This window comes from Bradyrhizobium sp. NAS80.1 (genome assembly GCF_001908205.1).
In the GTDB taxonomy this organism is placed as follows: Bacteria; Pseudomonadota; Alphaproteobacteria; order Rhizobiales; family Xanthobacteraceae; genus Bradyrhizobium.
In genome coordinates this window covers 14694-33619 of sequence record NZ_LGHL01000018.1, presented here as the reverse complement: position 1 = coordinate 33619, position 18926 = coordinate 14694, and the positions used below count along the sequence as shown (strand labels likewise).

The window sequence follows — 18926 nt, the reverse complement described above, 5'->3', positions numbered from 1 at the left end:
GTGGCTACACTCGGGCTGTCCTTAAAACCGCTCACGAGAAAGACGGAGGAACCGCGTCATGGAGATCACAGATGTGCGGGCGCACCATATCCGCATCCCCTACGACGCCGGTGTTGCGAGCTTTCGCCAAGGCGCCTCCGCGATCTCGGCGCTCGACATGGTGCTCGTCGAGGTCACGACCGATTCCGGACTGACCGGCTGGGGCGATGCCTTCGCCTATGTCTGCCCCCGCACCACGCGCAGTGCCGTCGAGGAGATGATCGCGCCGCAGGCCCGCGGGCTGAAGGTGCCTGATGCCGCCGGCATTCCCGCGGTCATGGAACAGATCCAGCGCAACCTGCATCTGTTCGGCCGCTACGGCATCACCATGTTCGCGATCTCCGGGCTCGACATCGCGCTGTGGGATTTGGCTGCCAAGATCGAGGGGGTGCCGGTGCATCGCCTGCTCGGAACGGTCAAGCGCACGGCCATTCCCGCCTATGCGAGTCTCCTGCGGATCGGCTCGCCCGAGAACATCGCCGCCGAATGCAAGAAGGCGCTCACGCTTGGCTATGGCGCCATCAAGCTGCACGAGACCACGACGCCGGCGGTGTTTGCCGCGCGCGAAGCGATCGGCCCCGGCATTCCGCTGATGGTCGACATGAACTGCCCGCTGTCAGGCGAGCAGGCGATCGCGTTCGCTGGGGCATGCCGGGACGCGCAACCGATGTTTCTGGAGGAGCCGGTCTGGCCACCGGAGGATTTTGCGACGCTTGCCGAGGTGCGCCGCAAGGGCGGACTCGGCGTCGCCGCCGGCGAGAACGCCTGCACGGAATATCAATTCCGCCAGATGATGACGGCAGGTGCGGTGAGCCACGCCCAGCCGTCGGTGATCAAGGTCGGCGGCATCACGGAGTTTCTGAAAGTCGCCGCGCTCGCCGATCAGCTCGGCATCAAGATCGTCCCGCATTCGCCGTATTTCGGCCCCGGCCTTCTGGCGACACTGCATCTCCTGGCGCTGCGCGACGACGGGCTCGTCGAGATGTTCTACCTGAAGCGCGAGGCCTGCCTCTGGGGCGGTCGTGCCGACGTCGATGCCACAGGCCACGTTGCGGTGCCGACCGGTCCTGGTCTCGGATTTGAACCCGATCGCGGCGTGATGGAGCGATATCGCGTCACCTGATCGCCGCGTCCGGGACACGGCAGCACAATTCACTTCGACGCGTCCTTGGCCGCCGGCGGCGCCTCCTTCGTGTCGGCCTTATTCTTCGCGTCCTCCGCCGTCTTCGCCTGCGCGGCCTGCAGATCGCCGAACGTTTTCTGCAGGCCGGCAACCGTCGTCTTCAGCGCGTCGATCTGCCGATTGGCGGCATCCAGCTTCTGCTGGTGATCAAGCGTGAGCTTGGTGATCGTCTTCTGCAGGAAGTCGACATTGCTCTGCAGACAGCTCGTTCGCCGTTCCATCGTCTTCTCGACGGTGCAGATCTCGATGCCGGGCACGTCCTGCGCGCGGACCGGCGTGTGCGCCAGCGTTGCGAGCAGCCACATCACGAAACAAGCGCCAACACTCCGAAAAGCCATCCAGGTTCCCTCGCCAAATCGATCACGGCAATGTGCGCTGATTGCGCGCAGCATCCCAAGGCTACCACACTGGTACCGCATTCTCGCGTTGAGCTTGCAGCTGTTCCCTGAGACGGGAGCGATAATCTGCACGCGGGGGGAAGTGGGCGCTCTTTCCGCGGCTTTGCTTAGGGGAGATTTTTCGAATGGCAACGCGTGAAAGACGATTGGCGGAATTCGATGGCGCGGGAGAACCTCCGCCTGGCCTGCCGCTCGAAGTGCTGTGCGAGGACCACAGCGGAACGTATCAACTGCCGTTCGCCTGCCGTTATGTCGAAGGACGCTGGCAGAACCACGAGGCCGGTATAGCGGTGGAAGCCACCGTCATCGGCTGGCGCCTGCCGCGCATGAAGCACTCAGGCGCCGCCTGAAGGCCTACCGTCTGTTTCAAAATGCAACGGGGCCGCGCTCCGCATTAACCTTCGGAACGCGGCCCGAACGAATCACGTCCGAATCAGCTGGGAACCCCTGTACGCTCCTGTTCACGGCTAGATGTCGCGACGAGGACGTTCGCCCGCACAATATCTGCTCAACAGATGATTGAATTTGAGCCGGTTACTGGCGACAAAAGTTAACCGCGTCAATGATATGGCGGCAGATGCCCGCGCGACCGACGCGGACGGACCCCGCCTCCGAAACAGGCAGAGCCGTGCGGAGCCTGCCTAATATTCGACCTCAAGCTCCTCGATCTCGGCCGGCTCCTCCCTCGCCGCCGCGATCCATTCGTTCATCTCGGGCATGGCCATGATGGTGTCGGCATAAGCCTTCAGAAGCGGCTCGAGCTTGACGTCATAGGTGACGAAGCGCGTCACCACGGGGGTGTACATCGCGTCCGCCATGGTGCGCCTCTCGCCGAACAGGAACGGGCCGCCCGATTTCTCCAGGCAGTCGCGCCAGATGAACCAGACGCGGTCGATGTCGGCCTGCGCGCGCGACCAGATCTTGAAGCCGGGGAAGTGTCCCTTCAGGTTGACGGGCAGCGAAGCGCGCAGCGTGGTGAAGCCGGAATGGATCTCGCCGCAGATCGAGCGGCAATGGGCGCGCTGGATGCGGTCGGCCGGCAACAGGCCTGCGTCCGGCATCACCTCGTTGAGATATTCGGCAATCGCCAACGTATCCCAAACGACAGCGCCTTCGTGCCGCAGGCACGGCACCAAAATCGACGACGACAGCAGCAGGATCTCCGCGCGCGCCGCTGCGTCGTCCGGCGCGGTCACGATCTCCTCGAAGTCGAGCCCGGAGAATTTCGTCAGCAGCCAGCCACGCAGCGACCAGGAAGAATAGTTCTTGCTGCTGATGGTCAGTGTCGCCTTCTCCATGAGACCCTTCCCTCACGCCTGACAGCGGGCACCGCGCCCCGCGCGGGCGTGCTCGTTACCTGTGCTTCGTACGAAATGTGCAGCAAGCGACGTGCCAAGTCTGCGGGCGCTTCGGCTCCCGTTTGGCGTCGATATTGCATAGCGACAAGGGACAGGTGGGCACTTCAGTATGATGTCGATGTATTATCAGGCCTTCCAGAACCACATGGACCTGACGGCGCCGTGGCGGGCGGGGGCGTCGTCCGCGCTCAAATTCCTCAACCTGGTGCCGCAGGACATGTCGGATCAGATCGTCGGCCGGCTCTCGGCTGCGCTGGAGCTGATCTCTCGCTCAACCCTCACCTATGACCGCCCGGCCTATGGCATCGACAGCGCGATGGTGGGCAATCGCGAGGTCCCTGTCACCGAGGAAGTCGCCTACGCGACGCCGTTCGGCTCGCTGCTGCACTTCAGGAAGAACGACGGGCCGGAGCAGCCGCGCATGCTGCTGGTGGCGCCGATGTCCGGCCATTTCGCGACGCTGCTGCGCGGCACCGTGAAGACGCTGCTCCAGGATCACGACGTCTACATCACCGACTGGCACAATCCGCGCGATATTCCCCGCAGCGAGGGCCGCTTCGGGCTCGACGACTACACCGAGCATCTCATCGACTTCCTCGGACAGCTCGGTCCGCGCCCGCACATGGTCGCGATCTGTCAGCCGGCGGTCTCTGCGCTCGCGGCCGCCGCAATCATGTGCGAGGACAACCATCCCTCGCGGCCCGCGACGCTGACGCTGATGGCCGGCCCGATCGACACGCGCATCCAGCCGACCAAGGTCAACGCGTTCGCCAAGAGCAAGCCGATCGGGTGGTTCGAGCGGAATTTGATCAACTACGTGCCGGTGCAGTGCCGCGGCGCGCTCCGCAAAGTCTATCCCGGCTTCGTGCAACTCACCGCCTTCGTGTCGATGAACCTCGAACGCCACATCAAGCAGCATCTCGATCTCGCCAACCACATCGCCAAGGGCGAGAGGGAGAAAGCCGCGACGATCAAGACTTTCTACGACGAATACTTTGCCGTGATGGACCTACCGGCCGAATTCTACATCGAGACCGTGCGAAACGTGTTCCAGGAGCACCTGTTGCCGCAAGGCAAGCTGATGCATCGGGGGGCGGCCGGTGAACACTGGGGCCGTGGGCCGCATGGGGCTGATGACGGTCGAAGGCGAGAAGGACGACATCTGCTCGGTCGGCCAGACGCTCGCCGCGCAAGACCTCTGCACCGGCGTGCGCGCCTATCGTCGTGTCCACCACATGCAGGCCGGCGTCGGCCACTACGGCGTGTTCTCGGGAAAACGCTGGAACACCGAGATCTATCCGCTGCTGCGGGATTTCGTGCACGTCAATTCGTGAGGCGCGCCGCGCTTCCACGCATCAGGCCGACCACTCCTCGCCCCAGACCTGCACGACGTGGCCGGGCGACACTTCGCGATATCGGCGGACCGGCGGCTGGTAGTCGGGCGCGCGCACCGGGCTCCTGATTTCGTCGTTAGCCGCCTCGCGCTGCGTGCCGCGGCGTGATGGATCGGGCACCGGCACGGCGGCCATCAACTTCTTCGTGTAGGGATGCTGCGGATTGCCGAACACGGACGCGCGCGGGCCGATCTCGACGATCTCGCCGAGATACATCACCGCGACGCGGTGGCTCATGCGCTCGACCACCGCGATGTCGTGGGAAATGAAGAGATAGGCAAGGCCCATGCTGGCCTGAAGGTCCAGCATCAGGTTGACGACCTGCGCCTTGACCGAGACGTCGAGCGCCGAGACCGCCTCGTCCGCGACGATGAGCTTCGGCCCGAGCGCGAGTGCACGCGCGATGCAGATGCGCTGACGCTGGCCGCCGGAAAATTCATGCGGGAAGCGCGCCGCCATGTCGGCGGTCAGGCCGACGCGGACGAGGAGGTCGGCAACCTTCTCTCGTGCCTGCGAAGCCGAGGCGAGCCCGTTGGCCAGCAGCGGCGCCGCGATCGCCGTCCCAACCGACATGCGCGGGTTGAGGCTCGCGAATGGATCCTGGAACACGATCTGCATCCGCTTGCGGAAATCGCGCAACGTGCGGCCGTTCATGGCAAGGACATCCTGACCGTCGATCAGCACGGTGCCACCGTCCGGCTCGGCCAGTTTGAGGATCGAGCGGCCCGTCGTCGACTTGCCGCAGCCGGATTCGCCGACCAGCGCCAGCGTCTCGCCTGCCCGCAAGGTGAACGAGATGTTCTCGACCGCATGCACGCGGCCCGAGACTTTTCCGAACAAGCCTGAGCGGATCGGAAAGCGCGTGGTGAGGTTGGCAACTTCGAGCAACGGACGCTCGGCGGTCGAGACCGTATCCGGCGTCTCCGCCGGCTCGTCCGAAGTCCCCGTCACCTTGTCGACGATCGGAAACCGCATCGGCCCCGGCCGGCCGTCCATCGAACCGAGGCGCGGCACGGCGGCCAGCAGCGCACGGGTGTAGGGATGCGACGGCGCGGCGAAGATGCGTGCGGTCGCGTCGGTTTCCACCGCCTGCCCGCCATACATCACCACAGTACGGTCCGCGGTCTCGGCGACCACGCCCATGTCATGGGTGATGAAGAGGATCGACATCCCCTCCTCCTGCTGGAGCTCTTTCAGAAGCTCCAGGATCTGCGCCTGGATCGTGACGTCGAGCGCGGTGGTCGGCTCGTCCGCGATCAGGAGCTTCGGCTTGCAGGCGAGCGCCATCGCGATCATCACGCGCTGGCGCATGCCGCCGGAGAAGCGATGCGGATGCTCGTGGAAGCGCGATTTCGCCGCGGGGATGCGGACGCGATCGAGCAAACGGATGGTCTCGGCCTCCGCCGCCGCCCGCGACAGGCCGCGATGCTGGATCAGCGCCTCGGCAATCTGGAAACCGATGGTGAGCACAGGATTAAGGCTCGTCATCGGCTCCTGGAAGATCATGGCGACGTCGTCGCCACGGATATCCTTCATGCTCGCTTCAGGTAGCGTCAGCAGATCACGGCCCGCGAGCGTGACGCACCCCTCGATGCGGCCATTCTCCTTCGGAATGAGGCGCATGATCGAGAGCGCGGTGACGCTCTTGCCCGAGCCGGACTCGCCGACGATCGCCACTGTTTCTTTGGGCGCAATGTCGAACGAGACGTTGCGGACGACCGGGATCCATTGCCGTTCGCGCAGAAAGGACGTGGTGAGGCCCGCAACCGACAGCACTGGCGCCTGCGCCTCGGCGATGACTTGGCCAGATCTGTTTGCGCCAATGCTCATGCGAGTTTCCTAGTAGCCGCGTGCGCGATCGACACGCCCCGGCAGCTCTTCGCCGCGGCGGTGGCGCGCGATGACGTCGAGCACGAAGTCGACAGCCGTGTCTGGCATCGTCATGCTGGCATTGTGCGGCGTCAGAAGGATCCGAGGATGGCTCCAGAATGGATGGCCCGCCGGGAGCGGCTCCGGCTCGGCGACATCGAGGACAGCGCCGGACAGCGCACCGCTGTCGAGTGCTGCGAGACAGTCGGCTTCGACCAGGTGCCCGCCGCGGCCGACATTGATGAGCCCCGCACCGCGCGGCAGGCGCGCAAACAGATCGGCATTCAGGATGCCGCGGGTCTCGTCGGTCAGCGGCAGCAGGCAGACGAGAATGTCAGCCTGCGCGAGGAACTCCGGCAGCGCTTCCGCGCCAGCGTAACAGGTGACGCCCTCGATCTCGCGCGAGGAACGATTCCACCCCGAGAGCGGAAAGCCGAATGCCTTGAGCCGTTGGAGCACCGCCTGGCCGAGTTGGCCGAGTCCCATCACACCGACACGCCGCCGCTTCGCCGGCATGATCCGGATCTCGCGCCAGATCTGTTCCTTCTGCTGGCTGATGAAATGCAGGAGATCACGATGCAACGCGAGCACAGCCAGGTTGACGTATTCGACCATGGTCTCGGCAATGCCAGGCTCGAGCATGCGAAGAAGCGGAATGTGCGCCGGAAGCTTGGTGGCGTCGAACTGGTCGACGCCGGCGCCAACCGAGATGACGAGCTCGAGATTGGGAAACGTCGTCGCGATGTTATCAGGCGGCACCCACGCCACCAGATAGCGAATTTCGGCGGGATCGCCGATGTCAGGCCAGAGGCGGAACGGCACATCCGGCGCGCGCTCCGCGAAGAAGCGCGCCCACTCGGCGCCGCGAACCATGTTGGCCTTGTAGAGAACCGTCATGCCGCGACAGCTCTCAGAACGGGCTGACCGGCGCGAGCCGCCGGCCATCGATCACGCGCTTGTGGCTGTAGGCGGCGGGATCGACCAGCGGCGTCGCGCCGGTCACGATGTCGGCGGCGAGCTTGCCCGCGGCGGGACCGATGCCGAAGCCGTGGCCGGAGAAGCCGGTGGCAAGGAAGAAGCCCGGCAGCGCATCGACCGGCGAGACCACGGGGATCGTGTCCGGCGTGCAGTCGATCGTGCCGCCCCAGGCTTCCGCGATCTCGATGTCCTTCAATTCCGGGTTCGCCTTGATCAGCGAAGCCAGCGCCGCATTGACCAGCGACATGTCCGGCGCCGGATCGCGCACGCGCTCGGCCTCGAACGGCGACGGCTTGTCAAAACTCCAGCTGGTGCCGCGCATGATCTGGTCGAAGAACGACTTGCCGAACGACATCTTCAGACCGTTGCGGCGATGCAGGTAGGTTGGCCAGAAGGTGCGCGCGTAGCGGAACAGATCCGGTGACAGCTCGACGGTACCGCGGTTGCGCAGCGCCAGCGTAAAACCGCCGTCGAGGCGGCGGCGGATGCAGTAGAGATCGGTGCCGAGCGCGCCCGAGGTGATCTCAGGTCCCGGCGTTGTCCGGCATGCGGTGGCGTTGACGAGACCGATCGGCAGCTCGATGCCGTGGCGCCGGCAGAACAGCGACGACCACGCACCACCTGACAGCAGCACGGATTGCGTGCGAATCGTTCCCTTCTCGGTGACGACAGCGCTGACACGCCCGCCCTGGGTCTCCAGTCCGCGCGCGGCGCAGCCCTGATGGATAGTGACGCCGTGTTTTCGCGCGGCAGTGGCGAGCGCGGGCACGGCCATCGACGGCTCGGCGCGCCCGTCGCTCGGCGTGTGCAGGCCGCCGACCCATTTGTCGGTATTGCCGGGCATGCGCTCGGCGACCTCGGCCGGCGTCAATACGGTCGAATGGACCTGCATCTCGCGCGCAACCGCGGCCCAGCGCTCCCAGCTCGCGAGCTCGTCCTTGCTCTTGGTCAGGAACAGCACGCCGGTGCGGCGGAAGCCGGCATCGACACCGGCATCGTTCTGCATGTCCTCCCACAGCCGCAGCGCCTCGCGGGCCAGCGGAATTTCCTCGCGCGCGCGGCCCTGCTGGCGGCACCAGCCCCAATTGCGGCTCGACTGCTCGCCGCCGACATGTCCCTTCTCGACCAGGGCGACGGAGTGGCCCTTCTTCGCCAGATGATAAGCCGCTGAGACGCCGATGACGCCGCCGCCGATGACGACGACGTCCACCTGCGCCGGCAGGCGTTCGTCGCTGGTTATACGGTTGAGCGGCGGGGACATGATGCACTCCTGCTATTCAGTTCGATCGAGATCTTGCGCGTCATGGGATGTTCATTCGCGGATCGAGCGCATCGCGCAGACCATCGCCGAGGAAGTTGAAGCTCGTCACCGCCAGCGTGATGGCGACACCCGGCGCGATCGCGAGCCACGGCGCGCTGGTGAGATAGATCTGTGCGTTGTTGAGCATGTTGCCCCAGCTCGCGGCCGGCGGCTGGATGCCATAGCCGAGATAGCTGACATAGGATTCCAGCAGGATCGCCTTGGCGACGTTCAGCGTCGCCGCCACCACGATCGGCGCGATCGCGTTCGGCACGAGCTCGCGGAACATGATCCGCAGGTTCGATGAGCCGAAGGCGAGCGCTGCAACCGCGAATTCGCGCTCCCTGAGTGAACGCACCTGTGCTTCGACAACGCGGGCAACTCCCATCCACGCGGTTGCCGCGATCAGCACGGTGGTGGTGACGAGGCCGGGCTCGGTCAGCGCCGCCAGCGCGAGCAGCAGAAAGATCGTTGGAAAGCACAGCACAGCATCGACGAGCCGCATCAGGACGGCGCCGACCACGCCGCCATAGAACCCGGCGAAGGCGCCGACGACGATTCCGACCGCCATCGCGATCACCATCGTGACGATGCCGATCGAGAGCGACACGCGCCCGCCCATCATCAGCCGCGCCAGCACATCGCGGCCGAGCTCGTCGGTGCCGAGGATATGCGCACCCGAGAGCGGCGGCCCGAACCGCTTCATGATGTCGATATAGGTGTCGTCGAACGGCAGGAGGTAAGGGCCGAACGCCGAGCCGAGGACGAGGACCAGAATGATCACGGCACCTGCCAGAGCCAGCCGGTGCCGGCAGAAGCGCCGCCAGGCGGCCTGGCCGGGCGCGGGTGCAGCGGTGGACAAGACTGCAGTTGCCATCGCCTAGCCTACCCTGATGCGCGGATCGACGACCGCGTAGAGGATGTCGGCGAGCAGCGAGCCGATCAGCACCATGGTCGCCGAGAACATCAGGATGCCCATCACCACGGGATAGTCGCGATAGCCGATGGAATCGAGGAACAGCCGGCCCATGCCGGGCCAGGTGAACACGGTCTCGGCAACAAGCGCGCCGCCGAGCAGCGTCGGAAACTGAAGGCCGGCGACGGTGATCATCGGCAGCAGCGCGTTGCGCAAGGCGTGCACCGTGAGGATGCGCCATTCCGGCATGCCCTTGGCGCGCGCAGTGCGGATGTAGTCCTGATTGATCACCTCGAGCATGGACGAGCGCATGAAGCGGCCCCACATTGCGGTCTCGACCAGCGCCAGCACCATCGCCGGCGCAATCAGGTGATGCAACAGGTCAAGCAGCGAGCCATCGCCAACGGTCTCGCGGTTGCCCGCCGGCAACCAGCCGAGCTTCACCGAGAAGACGTAGATGGTGACGAGGCCGAACCAGAAGGTCGGGATCGACAGCGCAATCATGGCGCCGACCGTCGCCAGCGTATCGAACAGCGAATAGCGGCGCAGCGCGCCGAGCACGCCGATCCAGCAGCCGAGCAGGACCGCAATGATGGTCGCGGTTGCCATCAGCTCCAGAGTCGCACCAAGATGCGACGAGATCACGGACAGCACCGCATCGCCGTCGCGATAGGACTTGCCCCAATCTCCCCTGAGCATGCGACCGAACCAGTCGAGATACTGGATCGGCAGAGGACGATCGAGCCCGAGCTGTTTGGTGACGCGATCGAGATCCTCCTGCGTCATCTGCGCGGACGCCGCGAATTGCGAGAGCGGACCGCCTGGCGCCAGATGCAGGATGGCAAAGCCGATCGCGGAGACGATCACCAGCAGCATGATCGCCTGCGCCAGGCGGTTGACGACGTAACGGGCCATCTCAGGCTGCCCCGCGAACCGGACGCGTCAAGCCCAGTACCATTCGCGGATGTTCCAGCAGTTGATGGAGGTGTTGATGTTGGGACGGAAGCCCTGCAGCCCTTCCTTCACACCTTCGGCGATGAAGCCCTGGTACAGCGGCAAGATCGCGAGGTCGTTGCGGATTAGCTTTTGCAGATCGCCATAGGTCGTCTTGCGCAGGGCCAGGTCGAACTGCTTCGCGCCTTCGGCGAGGAGACGATCGGCCTCGGCGCTCTTGTACTGATAAGTGTTGTAGCCGCGGCCGCCCTTGGCGGGAATGGCACCGGAGCCGAAGCGCGGCGTCACATCAGGGTCGCTGCCCAGCATGAAGTTCACGGACACCAGCACCGAGTTGAACTTCGACTGCTGCCAGAAGTCGCCCCAGATCACCGCAGCCGGCATGTTGTTCACGCGCATCGCCGCGCCGATCGCGCGCCAGTCCTGGATCAGGAGTTGCTGGGTCTGCTCGCGCACCGCATTTCCTGACGTCGTCGAGTTGGTGAATTCGAGCTTGATGCCGCTCTTCTCACGGATGCCGCCGGAGCCGCGCGTCCATCCGGCCGCGTCGAGCAGCGCATTCGCCTTGGCCGGATCGTATTTGTGTTGCGGCAGCCCCTGCTGGAACGACCAGGCCTGCTGCGGCACGAAGCTTTCGGTCTGCGTCGGCAGGCCGTAGTTCAGCGCATCGATGATCGCCTGCTTGTTGATGGCGAGATAGAGCGCCTCACGCACCGCACGGTCGGCGAGAGGGCCGAATTCCAGATTGGGCGCGATGTGCTCCACCGAGGACGTCGCCGAGACGAAGATCTTGCGGCCCTTCAGCGTCTTCGCCTCCTGCACGAAGTTCGGCAGGATGCCTTGCAGGCCGGTGTAGTCGACCTGTCCGGTGCGGAACTGCGTGAAGAGGACCGTGAGGTCCGGAATGTATTTGAAGACCACGCGCTCTACGTAGGGACCTTTGCCGTGGTAGCCGGCATGGGCATTCAATTGAATGTGGTCGCCGGGCACGCGCTCGGCCCAACGGAACGGCCCTGTGCCGACCGGCGCGTTGTGGAACGGTGAGGAATTCGGATCCGACACCTTCTCCAGGATGTGCTTTGGCACGATGAAGGTGAGCGACAGGATCGACATGTACGGCGAATAGGGAGACTCCATCCGCCAGTGGATCTCGTCGGGCGCGACGACCTTGATGTCCTTGACGAGGTTGTGGCCGACGCGGTTGCGGACGCGGAAATCGGGGTTGTTGATCAGTTCGAGCGAGAACTTCACGTCCTCAGCCGTGAACGGCGTTCCGTCATGCCACTTCACGTTGCTGCGCAGCTTGATCTTCCAGGTCAAGCCGTCGGCCGACAGGCCGCCATTCTCGATGGTCGGCACTTCACGCGCGAGATCGGGGACGAACTTGCCGTCGGGTTCGATGAACCAGAGCGGCGAGAAGACCTGCCACCAGATGCCCTGATCGACCTCGATGCCCGGCATCAGGGGATGGAAGACAGTCGGCTCCTGCGACAATGCCGCGATCACCTGCCCACGCGGCTTGGCCGGCGGATTGCTCGGCCGTTCAGTCTGGGCAAAGGCGGAGCCTGAAAGACCCCATCCCGCCGCGGCGCCCGCGCCGAGCTGGAAGAATTGTCGGCGATTCGGAATGCCGAGATTCAGTCCCCCAACGCCGAACTTGCCGGTGTCATCCGCCATGACCCACTCTCCGTTCCCCACACGCAGCCGTCTCCCGCGCCCCGAGACCCCGGCAAGGGACAGGAGTGGGCTTTAGTGCTTCTAAATTTTTCGATCAAAATTTCATCATGACTAAATACAGCTGTCAATCGCATTGCTAGTATGCGCGACCTTTTCACTCCAACTGAAGCCCCGGACCAATACGGTGCGGCGGTAAGACGATGCATGGGAGAGCGACATGGATGGTCGCGGCGACACGAACGGTCCGAAGGACGCCCCGACGATCGAGGCCGACGACGCGGTCGACCAGCGCCTCGGCGAAACCGTGCGACTGCTGCGCCAGCGTGCGGGCCTCTCGATTCAGGACGTTGCCAACAAGACCGGCCTGTCCACCGGTATGATCAGCCAGCTCGAACGCGCGCGCGCCATGCCGTCGATACGTACCCTGCGCCTGCTCAGCATCGCGCTGGACGTACCGATCTCCTACTTCTTCGAAACCAGCGATCCCGCCGACCTGCAGCGCTACATCGTGCGCAAGAACAGCCGGCGCCTGCTGCGGCTGACCGCCAGCGGCGTCGTCAAGGAAGCCCTCACCCCGGAGGAAAAGGGCCAGCTCGAACTCTACGAGCTCACGCTCAATCCCGGCGCCTCGTCCGGCACCGACTTCCTGCAGCACACCGGCGAGAAGGCCGGCTACATCCTGTCCGGCAGCCTGCGGCTGTGGCTCGACAACCAGGCTCACCTGCTCAAGGCCGGCGACAGCTTCTGCTTTCCGAGCATCGTGCCGCACATGTTCGACAACCCGACCCAGCAGGCGGCGCGCGTGATCTGGGTGACGACGCTGCGCCAGACCGATTCTCCCGCAGGCTGAGGCGCGAGGAACGCCTGCGCCCCGATACCGCCGGGAATTGCCCCTCGACGCCGGCGCACGGAGTCTGTAGCCACGTGAAGCCGGACTCGATTTACAGGTCGGGAGCAAGGGTCCGCGAGTGACGTCTTTGGTGTGAGACCATGAAACTCAGGTGGCTTTTGACACTCGCGATGGCCGCGCAGGTCATCGTGACCACCGTTGCTCTTCTGGCCTCCTATGCCGCGACCGGAACCGCTGATTCGCGTGGGTTCGGCACGCCCCAGATCGTTGCCCTGCTCGCAAGCGTCGCCTTTGCGGTACTGCTCGCGCGGCTGTGCACGCACAAGATCGAGACGTCGCAGGAAAAACGCACCGCTGCGCAACTGGCTGAGCAGGCGCAGGTCAGCGCACAGATGACGCACGCCGTCATCAAGACCGCGCTCGATGCCTTCATTCAGACCGATGCGAATGGTGTCGTCCTGGAGTGGAGCTTCCAGGCCGAGGCCCTGACCGGTTGGACGCGGCAGGAGGCGCTCGGGACCGACGTCGTCAACCTCCTCGTCGCCGAGCCGCTCCGCGACGGCTTCAGGCAACGCATGATGCGACTGCTGCCGGAATTGTCGAATACGCCGATCGGCATCCGCTTCGAAGCGAGCCTGCTGCACCGGAGCGGCGAGGAGATCCTGATCGAGGCGTCGAGCACGGCCCTGCACCTCGGAGGGCGCATCATCATCAACAATTTCGTCAGGGACGTCACCCAGAAGCGCGCTGCCGAGGAGCAGCTGATCCAATCCCAGAAGATGGAGGCGGTCGGCCAGCTCACCGGCGGCATCGCGCACGAATTCAACAACATGCTCACGGTGATCACGGGCACAATCGAGATCCTCGCCGACGCCGTGAAGGACAATCCGCCGCTTGCGACTATCACAAAGCTGATCAGCGAGGCTGCCGATCGCGGCGCCGCGCTGACGTCGAGCCTGTTGTCCTTTGCCCGCAAGCAGGCGCTCCAGCCGACTGAGATTGACGTCAACGAGCTCATTAAAGAACTCGCAAGACTGCTGCTGGCGACCTTCGACAAGAAGATCGAGATCGTGACCAGGCTCGACGGCAACATCTGGCTCGCCTTCGTCGACCGCGGTCAATTGAGCTCGGCACTGCTCAACCTCGCGATCAACGCCCGCGACGCGATGCTGGATGGCGGCAAACTGACGCTGACGACGCGCAACGTGGTGTTCGGCGTGCGCGAGGCCGTCGCGGTCGGCGCCGGTTACGCCGGCGACTATGTGGAGATCGAGATCGCAGACACCGGCACGGGCATCCCGCAAGCCATGCTCGAGCGGATCTTCGACCCCTTCTTCTCGACCAAGGAGGTCGGCAAGGGCACGGGGCTTGGCCTCAGCATGGTGTTCGGCTTCGCCAAGCAGTCCGGCGGTGGCATCAAGGTCGATTCCGCCGAAGGCCGCGGCACGACGTTCACGATCTATCTGCCGAAGGCCGAGACCAGCACGCTTCGTCCGGCCGGCTATGACGAGCGCAAGGTCGTTGGCGGCACCGAAACCATCCTTTGCGTCGAGGACGACCGCGACGTCCGCCAATACGTCACGGTCCAGCTCGAGAGCCTCGGTTACAAGGTCATCGCGGCCGCCAATGCGACCGAAGCGCTTGCCGTTTCGGCCAAAGGCACGCCGTTCGACCTGCTCTTCACCGACATCGTAATGGCCGGCGGCATCAATGGGCGGGAGCTCGCCGACCAGATGGTGGCGGCGCGGCCTTCCTTGCGGGTCCTGTTCACGTCGGGCTATGCCTATGACTCGCCGCACGCGCAGGGACGCGCCACCATGGGCGCGCCGCTTCTGACAAAGCCCTACCGCAAGGCGGAGCTCGCGCGCATGCTGCGCCGCTCTCTCGATACGGCGGTCGATGCCGCCGGCGATCCGATTCCGACGCCCTACTCCGTGCAGGATGACGTCGAGCGTTTCCTGCGCAAGCAGGAATCTGACGGCAACGGGCGCTAGCGCCCGTCCGGCCGGATGGACTCCGCACGGCGCCTGGGCAAAACTCCGGTACAGCCGGAATTCCCATGGGAGGCGAGCATGACTGCACTCGAGAAAGGTATTACCGCGAACGGCACGGGCTATGGCGGCAAGAGCTGGAACATCCTGGGCCAGGTCTATTTCCCCAAGGCTGTCACCGACTCCACCTTCGCGTTCGAGACCAACAGCGAGCCCGGCCAGTTCGTGCCGGTGCACATTCATCCGACCCAGGACGAATTCATCCTGGTGCAGGAAGGCACGCTCGACCTCAAGCTCGACGGCAAATGGGTCAAGGCCCATGCCGGCGACCTCGTACGCATGCCTCGCGGCATCCCGCACGGCTATTTCAACAAGTCCGACAAGCCCTGCCGCGCACTTTTCTGGGTCTCGCCGATGCAGAAGCTGGAGGCGCTGTTCAACCAGCTCCACAATCTGACCGACCCGGCCGAGGTCGTGCGCATCTCGGCCCTGCACGAGGTCGACTTCCTGCCGCCCGAAGCCAACGACTAGGCGGCCTCCTCTTCCCCGTCACCGAGGTGGCGCGGCGCCGACGTCGGGCCATCAATTGGTGATGTGGGCCTCCGCCACCGCGTGATTAAACATCGCGTTCAACGCCGCCGTAATGTCGGCCGGCGTATTTGCCGTGTAGAAAAATCCCGGCGAGGCGCAGTTTTGCAGGCTCGTCGGAATATTCGGGATGTTCCAGTTGGCGTAATCGTCCTCGTCATTGGCGAAGGACGCATTGACCGGGTTGATCGGCTGGTAGGGAATGTACAGCACGGAGATGATGATGCCGCGCTTCTTCAGCGGCGTGCACGACGTGGCCGGGTCAATCGTGGTGGCATGGTTGCTGCCGGACCAGGAGCCGTTGGGCACGCCCTTGACCTGCGGATCCTGCGCACCGTCGGTTACCAGGAAGACGTAGGGCAGCGTGCTGTTCCATGCGCTACCGTCGCCCACGCTCGTAATCAGGGTGTTCAGGCTCGACAACGCCGTGTCGATATGGGTGCCGCCCGAACCCAGGCTCGAGTTCATGTTGGTATCGAGCAGGGTCGCCAGATTGGCAGCGGCGTAGTTGATGGTCGAGGGATTGGTCGTCGAGCCGCTGATGCTGCTGGTCAGCGGGAAGTACGAATAGAGATACCGAATGAAGGGGTAGAGACCGATGCGAAACTGGCTCGGCACCTTCTCGGTCTTGTTCGCGGTGACGAACAGCTGGTTCACGGCATAGCCGACGGCATCCAGACGCAATTGAATGCACGAATCGGTTCCGTCGGTCGGACAGTTCGCAACCGTCGCAAGATTTGAGTACAGCGAATTCGGCAGCCCGGAGACGATCGAAGACGGCAACTGCACACCCATGGGGTTGGTCGTCTTCTTCGTCAAGAGCCCCTTATACCCGCTCTGGCTGACGCGCGAGATCGCGTACCCCAAGCAGTAATTGTTCGTGGGATAGCCTTGCGTTCCGGAATCGGTGCACGCGCTGTTCTGCGGCGAGAAATGGCAGGCCAGCGTGCAGCCGGTCGGATATTGCCGATAGTTGTCCGGATTGATCGACTGCATGCGCTGCGCCTCTGCCGTGGTCGATGGCAGGCCCATTGATCCCGAGACATCCAGTGTCAGGTAGAAATCGAGATACAGCGGCAGAGTCGTGGTCGAGGACGAGCCCCCGGTCACGGTCAGGGTCTGATAGCCGAGAACCCGCATGAAGGTGACGGGCACAATGGCGCTGAACTGCACGTTCGACGTGAGCTTGTTGCCGGTCTTGGTGACGGTGCTCGTCACACCCAGGCTGTTATAGCTGCCCGAGTACGTCGAGGCGTTTCCGTTGAAGACGTTGGTCGCCTCGGTAACGCCAGCCGAAACGGATCCGTTCGACGTCATCGCCATCGCGGCATTATAGCCGGCCGAGTTGACCGAGATCGAGGCGACGCTCGCCGAATCCGCGGCGCCTTGCAGCTTGGCCTTGATGCGGGCCGCCATGCTGTAGTCGATGGCACATCCTATGGACGCGATGATTGGCACGAGCGCAATCGCAAATGTCACCGCGACATTTGCATTGGTGTCGCGCTTCAATCGCGACAGGAGCTGTCCGAGACGACGTGCCGTTCCAAAGTCTGGCATTGCCAAGCCCCCGCTCAACTGTTTGTTTGGAAATGACTGAGAGGAATTCCAGGACGCTAAAGAGGAAACTGAAGCTAGGACCGACGCGGTGGCGGAGCCGACGAGCTTCGCGCCGGAAGACCTGCGCCGCGCCTGGTCAGACGGTGCATTATGCAGATGCGGCGCTACCGAATCGTAAAGGCGTCATGAGAATCGAAAGGGCGTTTTGTCAGTTTGCTGTAAGCTTCAACGGGATCATCGGGGGCGTTTACGGAGATCCGAAGCCGCCGTCCCCTCTACCGGCACTGCACAAGCCGATCAGGTTGTGCCTCGCCAGACCGCCTCATTGATGCTTACGATCTGCACAATTGCCGAATCGACCGGCCCGGGAGCCTGCGATGCGATCAAGACGTCACGCTGCCGCTGCCATAGCGGCGCTTGCTCTGTTCCTCACTGCGCCCGCCTTGGGACAGGTCGCGCTCACGGCAAAACAATCGGATGCGCTTGCCGCCTATGACCGCGCGCTCGCCGACTTCAAGGCGATCCTTGCCGAGCGGCGCGGCCAGATCGAGGCGAAGCAGCCGCTGCCGAACCTGCCGGGCCAGGCGCTTTATCTGGCGCGCGTCGCAGTCATCAGCAGCTACAAGGATCTCACCGACGCCCTGCCGTCGCGGATCGGCAGGCCCAATAAGTTCGAGATACCGCCGGCCTATTTCGACGCCGACATCGAGCCGCTGGTCGACGAATACGCTCGGCTGTTCGAGATCATGGAGGCGCCGCCCGCCAACGCGCAAAACTCGGCGACGCCGTTCAAGGACGTCGTCGATCTCGCGGTTGCGATCGCGCGCGCCGAGGGGCTTGCACCGGTTGACGCCAAGGCTGCGGGCCGGATCAGCCTCGGGCTGTTCTTTGCCGAGACCAACGGCAAGCAGAATGTCCGCAATGGGCGCTCGAACACCTATATGGGCAGCTTCCAGACCGGCCCCTCCGAGGACCGGAACGGCCGCAGGAAATGGGAGGCCATCAAGTCAGAGATCGCGGCGGCCGATCCCGAATTGAGCGCACGCGACGACAAGGAAGAGGCTCGCGCCCGTGGCACCGATCACCGCTTCAACCACTGGACCAACGTGCGCGACGGCCTGATGAACGCGCATGCCGATCTCTTCCGGGAGATCCCCGCGATCGTGAAGACACTGCCAGACCCCATCGACCAGATGAAGCTGTTCGAGCTGATCCAGATCGTCCCCACCCCGACCCGATCCGCGCTCATGTCGGGCGATCTCCTGAACTACAGGGTATCCAGCCCCACAATCATGAAGCACCTGCGCAACAACAGCATCTTCGCCTTCGGACAGGCCGACCGGGCGCGCACCTCGGCGAGCTTCCGCGAAATCCTCGGTGCGATGTGGCTGTTCAACAGGAAGTTCGAGCGCGCGATGGCGAAGTACGCGGAACTCAAGCCGCGCTGAGACACAGAGTGCAACTGCGAGCAGACGTCGTAGGCTCTCGATCCCAGATCTCAACGCCGCCAACGGGTCGGTCGTCGGTCTCACCCGCAAGGAAAATACGCACGTGCTTTCGGCGTGGCACAGGGAGCGAGCCGCGATTAAGGTCTAGCCCGTTCGCGCATCCAGGGCGCGGCAAACGACGCGAACCGCAATATCCGCGTTTATTCCCCCTGCTCTCATAAAATAACGTCAGCTCGGAATTGTTGCAGGAAGCGCCTGATTGCCTTTAGCTACGCAAAGGAAAGCATAAGCTTTTTGGGGAGGAAGATAGCGGGCGCACAGCACAATCACCCGAGAGGCGGTCAGTTCGTCTCCGGGCTCCAAATCTTGAAAATTCGTGCCGGCACCCTTCGCGCAAGCCGCTTTGCACTGCAGCGCGAACCGAGA

General features: G+C 64.1%; 15 protein-coding genes and 1 pseudogene. 7 read left to right on the top strand and 9 right to left on the bottom strand.

The window, feature by feature from the left end:
* Window positions 1-58 precede the first annotated feature (58 nt).
* Window positions 59-1162 (top strand): mandelate racemase/muconate lactonizing enzyme family protein, encoded by a 1104-nt coding sequence (locus AC629_RS04980; RefSeq protein ID WP_084803663.1) that lies wholly within the window; start codon window positions 59-61, stop codon window positions 1160-1162.
* Between the two features lie 29 nt (window positions 1163-1191).
* Here the strand turns inward: AC629_RS04980 and AC629_RS04975 are convergent, their stop codons facing one another.
* On the bottom strand, window positions 1192-1560 hold the full coding sequence (locus AC629_RS04975; protein WP_084803677.1) for a hypothetical protein: 369 nt from the start codon (window positions 1558-1560) through the stop codon (window positions 1192-1194).
* A 185-nt stretch (window positions 1561-1745) separates the two neighbouring features.
* Between AC629_RS04975 and AC629_RS04970 the strand changes: the two genes are divergently transcribed.
* A complete protein-coding gene (locus AC629_RS04970; protein ID WP_084803662.1) occupies window positions 1746-1970 on the top strand; it encodes a hypothetical protein in 225 nt (74 codons plus the stop codon).
* 291 nt (window positions 1971-2261) lie between these two features.
* Here AC629_RS04970 and AC629_RS04965 read toward each other — a convergent pair whose 3' ends face one another.
* On the bottom strand, window positions 2262-2918 hold the full coding sequence (locus AC629_RS04965) for a glutathione S-transferase family protein (RefSeq protein WP_084803661.1): 657 nt from the start codon (window positions 2916-2918) through the stop codon (window positions 2262-2264).
* 169 nt (window positions 2919-3087) lie between these two features.
* On the opposite strand from AC629_RS04965, the pseudogene AC629_RS04960 reads away from it, so the two are divergent.
* Window positions 3088-4312 (top strand): annotated as a pseudogene (locus AC629_RS04960) (polyhydroxyalkanoate depolymerase).
* Window positions 4313-4333: 21 nt separating this feature from the next.
* Here the strand turns inward: AC629_RS04960 and AC629_RS04955 are convergent.
* From AC629_RS04955 to AC629_RS04930, 6 genes are read right to left on the bottom strand one after another with little or no spacing between them, the layout of a single operon-like run.
* Entirely contained in the window at window positions 4334-6202 is a 1869-nt protein-coding gene (locus AC629_RS04955; protein ID WP_143198915.1) for an ABC transporter ATP-binding protein, read from the bottom strand.
* Between the two features lie 9 nt (window positions 6203-6211).
* Complete coding sequence (locus AC629_RS04950; protein WP_084803675.1) at window positions 6212-7138, bottom strand: 2-hydroxyacid dehydrogenase; 927 nt, start codon at window positions 7136-7138, stop codon at window positions 6212-6214.
* Window positions 7139-7151: 13 nt separating this feature from the next.
* The gene (locus AC629_RS04945) at window positions 7152-8480 is read right to left on the bottom strand and encodes an NAD(P)/FAD-dependent oxidoreductase (RefSeq protein WP_084803660.1); all 1329 of its coding nucleotides are present in this window, start codon (window positions 8478-8480) and stop codon (window positions 7152-7154) included.
* Window positions 8481-8520: 40 nt separating this feature from the next.
* Window positions 8521-9396 (bottom strand): ABC transporter permease, encoded by an 876-nt coding sequence (locus AC629_RS04940; protein WP_084803659.1) that lies wholly within the window; start codon window positions 9394-9396, stop codon window positions 8521-8523.
* Window positions 9397-9399: 3 nt separating this feature from the next.
* Complete coding sequence (locus AC629_RS04935) at window positions 9400-10350, bottom strand: ABC transporter permease (RefSeq protein WP_084803658.1); 951 nt, start codon at window positions 10348-10350, stop codon at window positions 9400-9402.
* A 27-nt stretch (window positions 10351-10377) separates the two neighbouring features.
* Window positions 10378-12066: a peptide ABC transporter substrate-binding protein gene (locus tag AC629_RS04930; protein WP_084803657.1), complete on the bottom strand. Its 1689-nt coding sequence runs from the start codon at window positions 12064-12066 to the stop codon at window positions 10378-10380.
* A 217-nt stretch (window positions 12067-12283) separates the two neighbouring features.
* Between AC629_RS04930 and AC629_RS04925 the strand changes: the two genes are divergently transcribed.
* The 3 genes from AC629_RS04925 to AC629_RS04915 all read left to right on the top strand — a co-directional run bounded on the left by AC629_RS04925 (window position 12284) and on the right by AC629_RS04915 (window position 15438).
* The gene (locus AC629_RS04925; RefSeq protein ID WP_084803656.1) at window positions 12284-12916 is read left to right on the top strand and encodes a cupin domain-containing protein; all 633 of its coding nucleotides are present in this window, start codon (window positions 12284-12286) and stop codon (window positions 12914-12916) included.
* A 140-nt stretch (window positions 12917-13056) separates the two neighbouring features.
* A complete protein-coding gene (locus AC629_RS04920) occupies window positions 13057-14910 on the top strand; it encodes an ATP-binding protein (RefSeq protein ID WP_084803655.1) in 1854 nt (617 codons plus the stop codon).
* A gap of 78 nt (window positions 14911-14988) precedes the next feature.
* Window positions 14989-15438, top strand: coding sequence for a cupin domain-containing protein (locus AC629_RS04915; RefSeq protein WP_074120383.1), 450 nt, complete (start codon window positions 14989-14991; stop codon window positions 15436-15438).
* A 51-nt stretch (window positions 15439-15489) separates the two neighbouring features.
* Here AC629_RS04915 and AC629_RS04910 read toward each other — a convergent pair whose 3' ends face one another.
* Window positions 15490-17052, bottom strand: a complete 1563-nt coding sequence (locus AC629_RS04910) for a TadE/TadG family type IV pilus assembly protein (RefSeq protein ID WP_084803654.1) — start codon at window positions 17050-17052, stop codon at window positions 15490-15492.
* 377 nt (window positions 17053-17429) lie between these two features.
* Between AC629_RS04910 and AC629_RS04905 the strand changes: the two genes are divergently transcribed.
* On the top strand, window positions 17430-18500 hold the full coding sequence (locus tag AC629_RS04905) for a hypothetical protein (RefSeq protein ID WP_084803653.1): 1071 nt from the start codon (window positions 17430-17432) through the stop codon (window positions 18498-18500).
* Window positions 18501-18926: the final 426 nt, after the last annotated feature.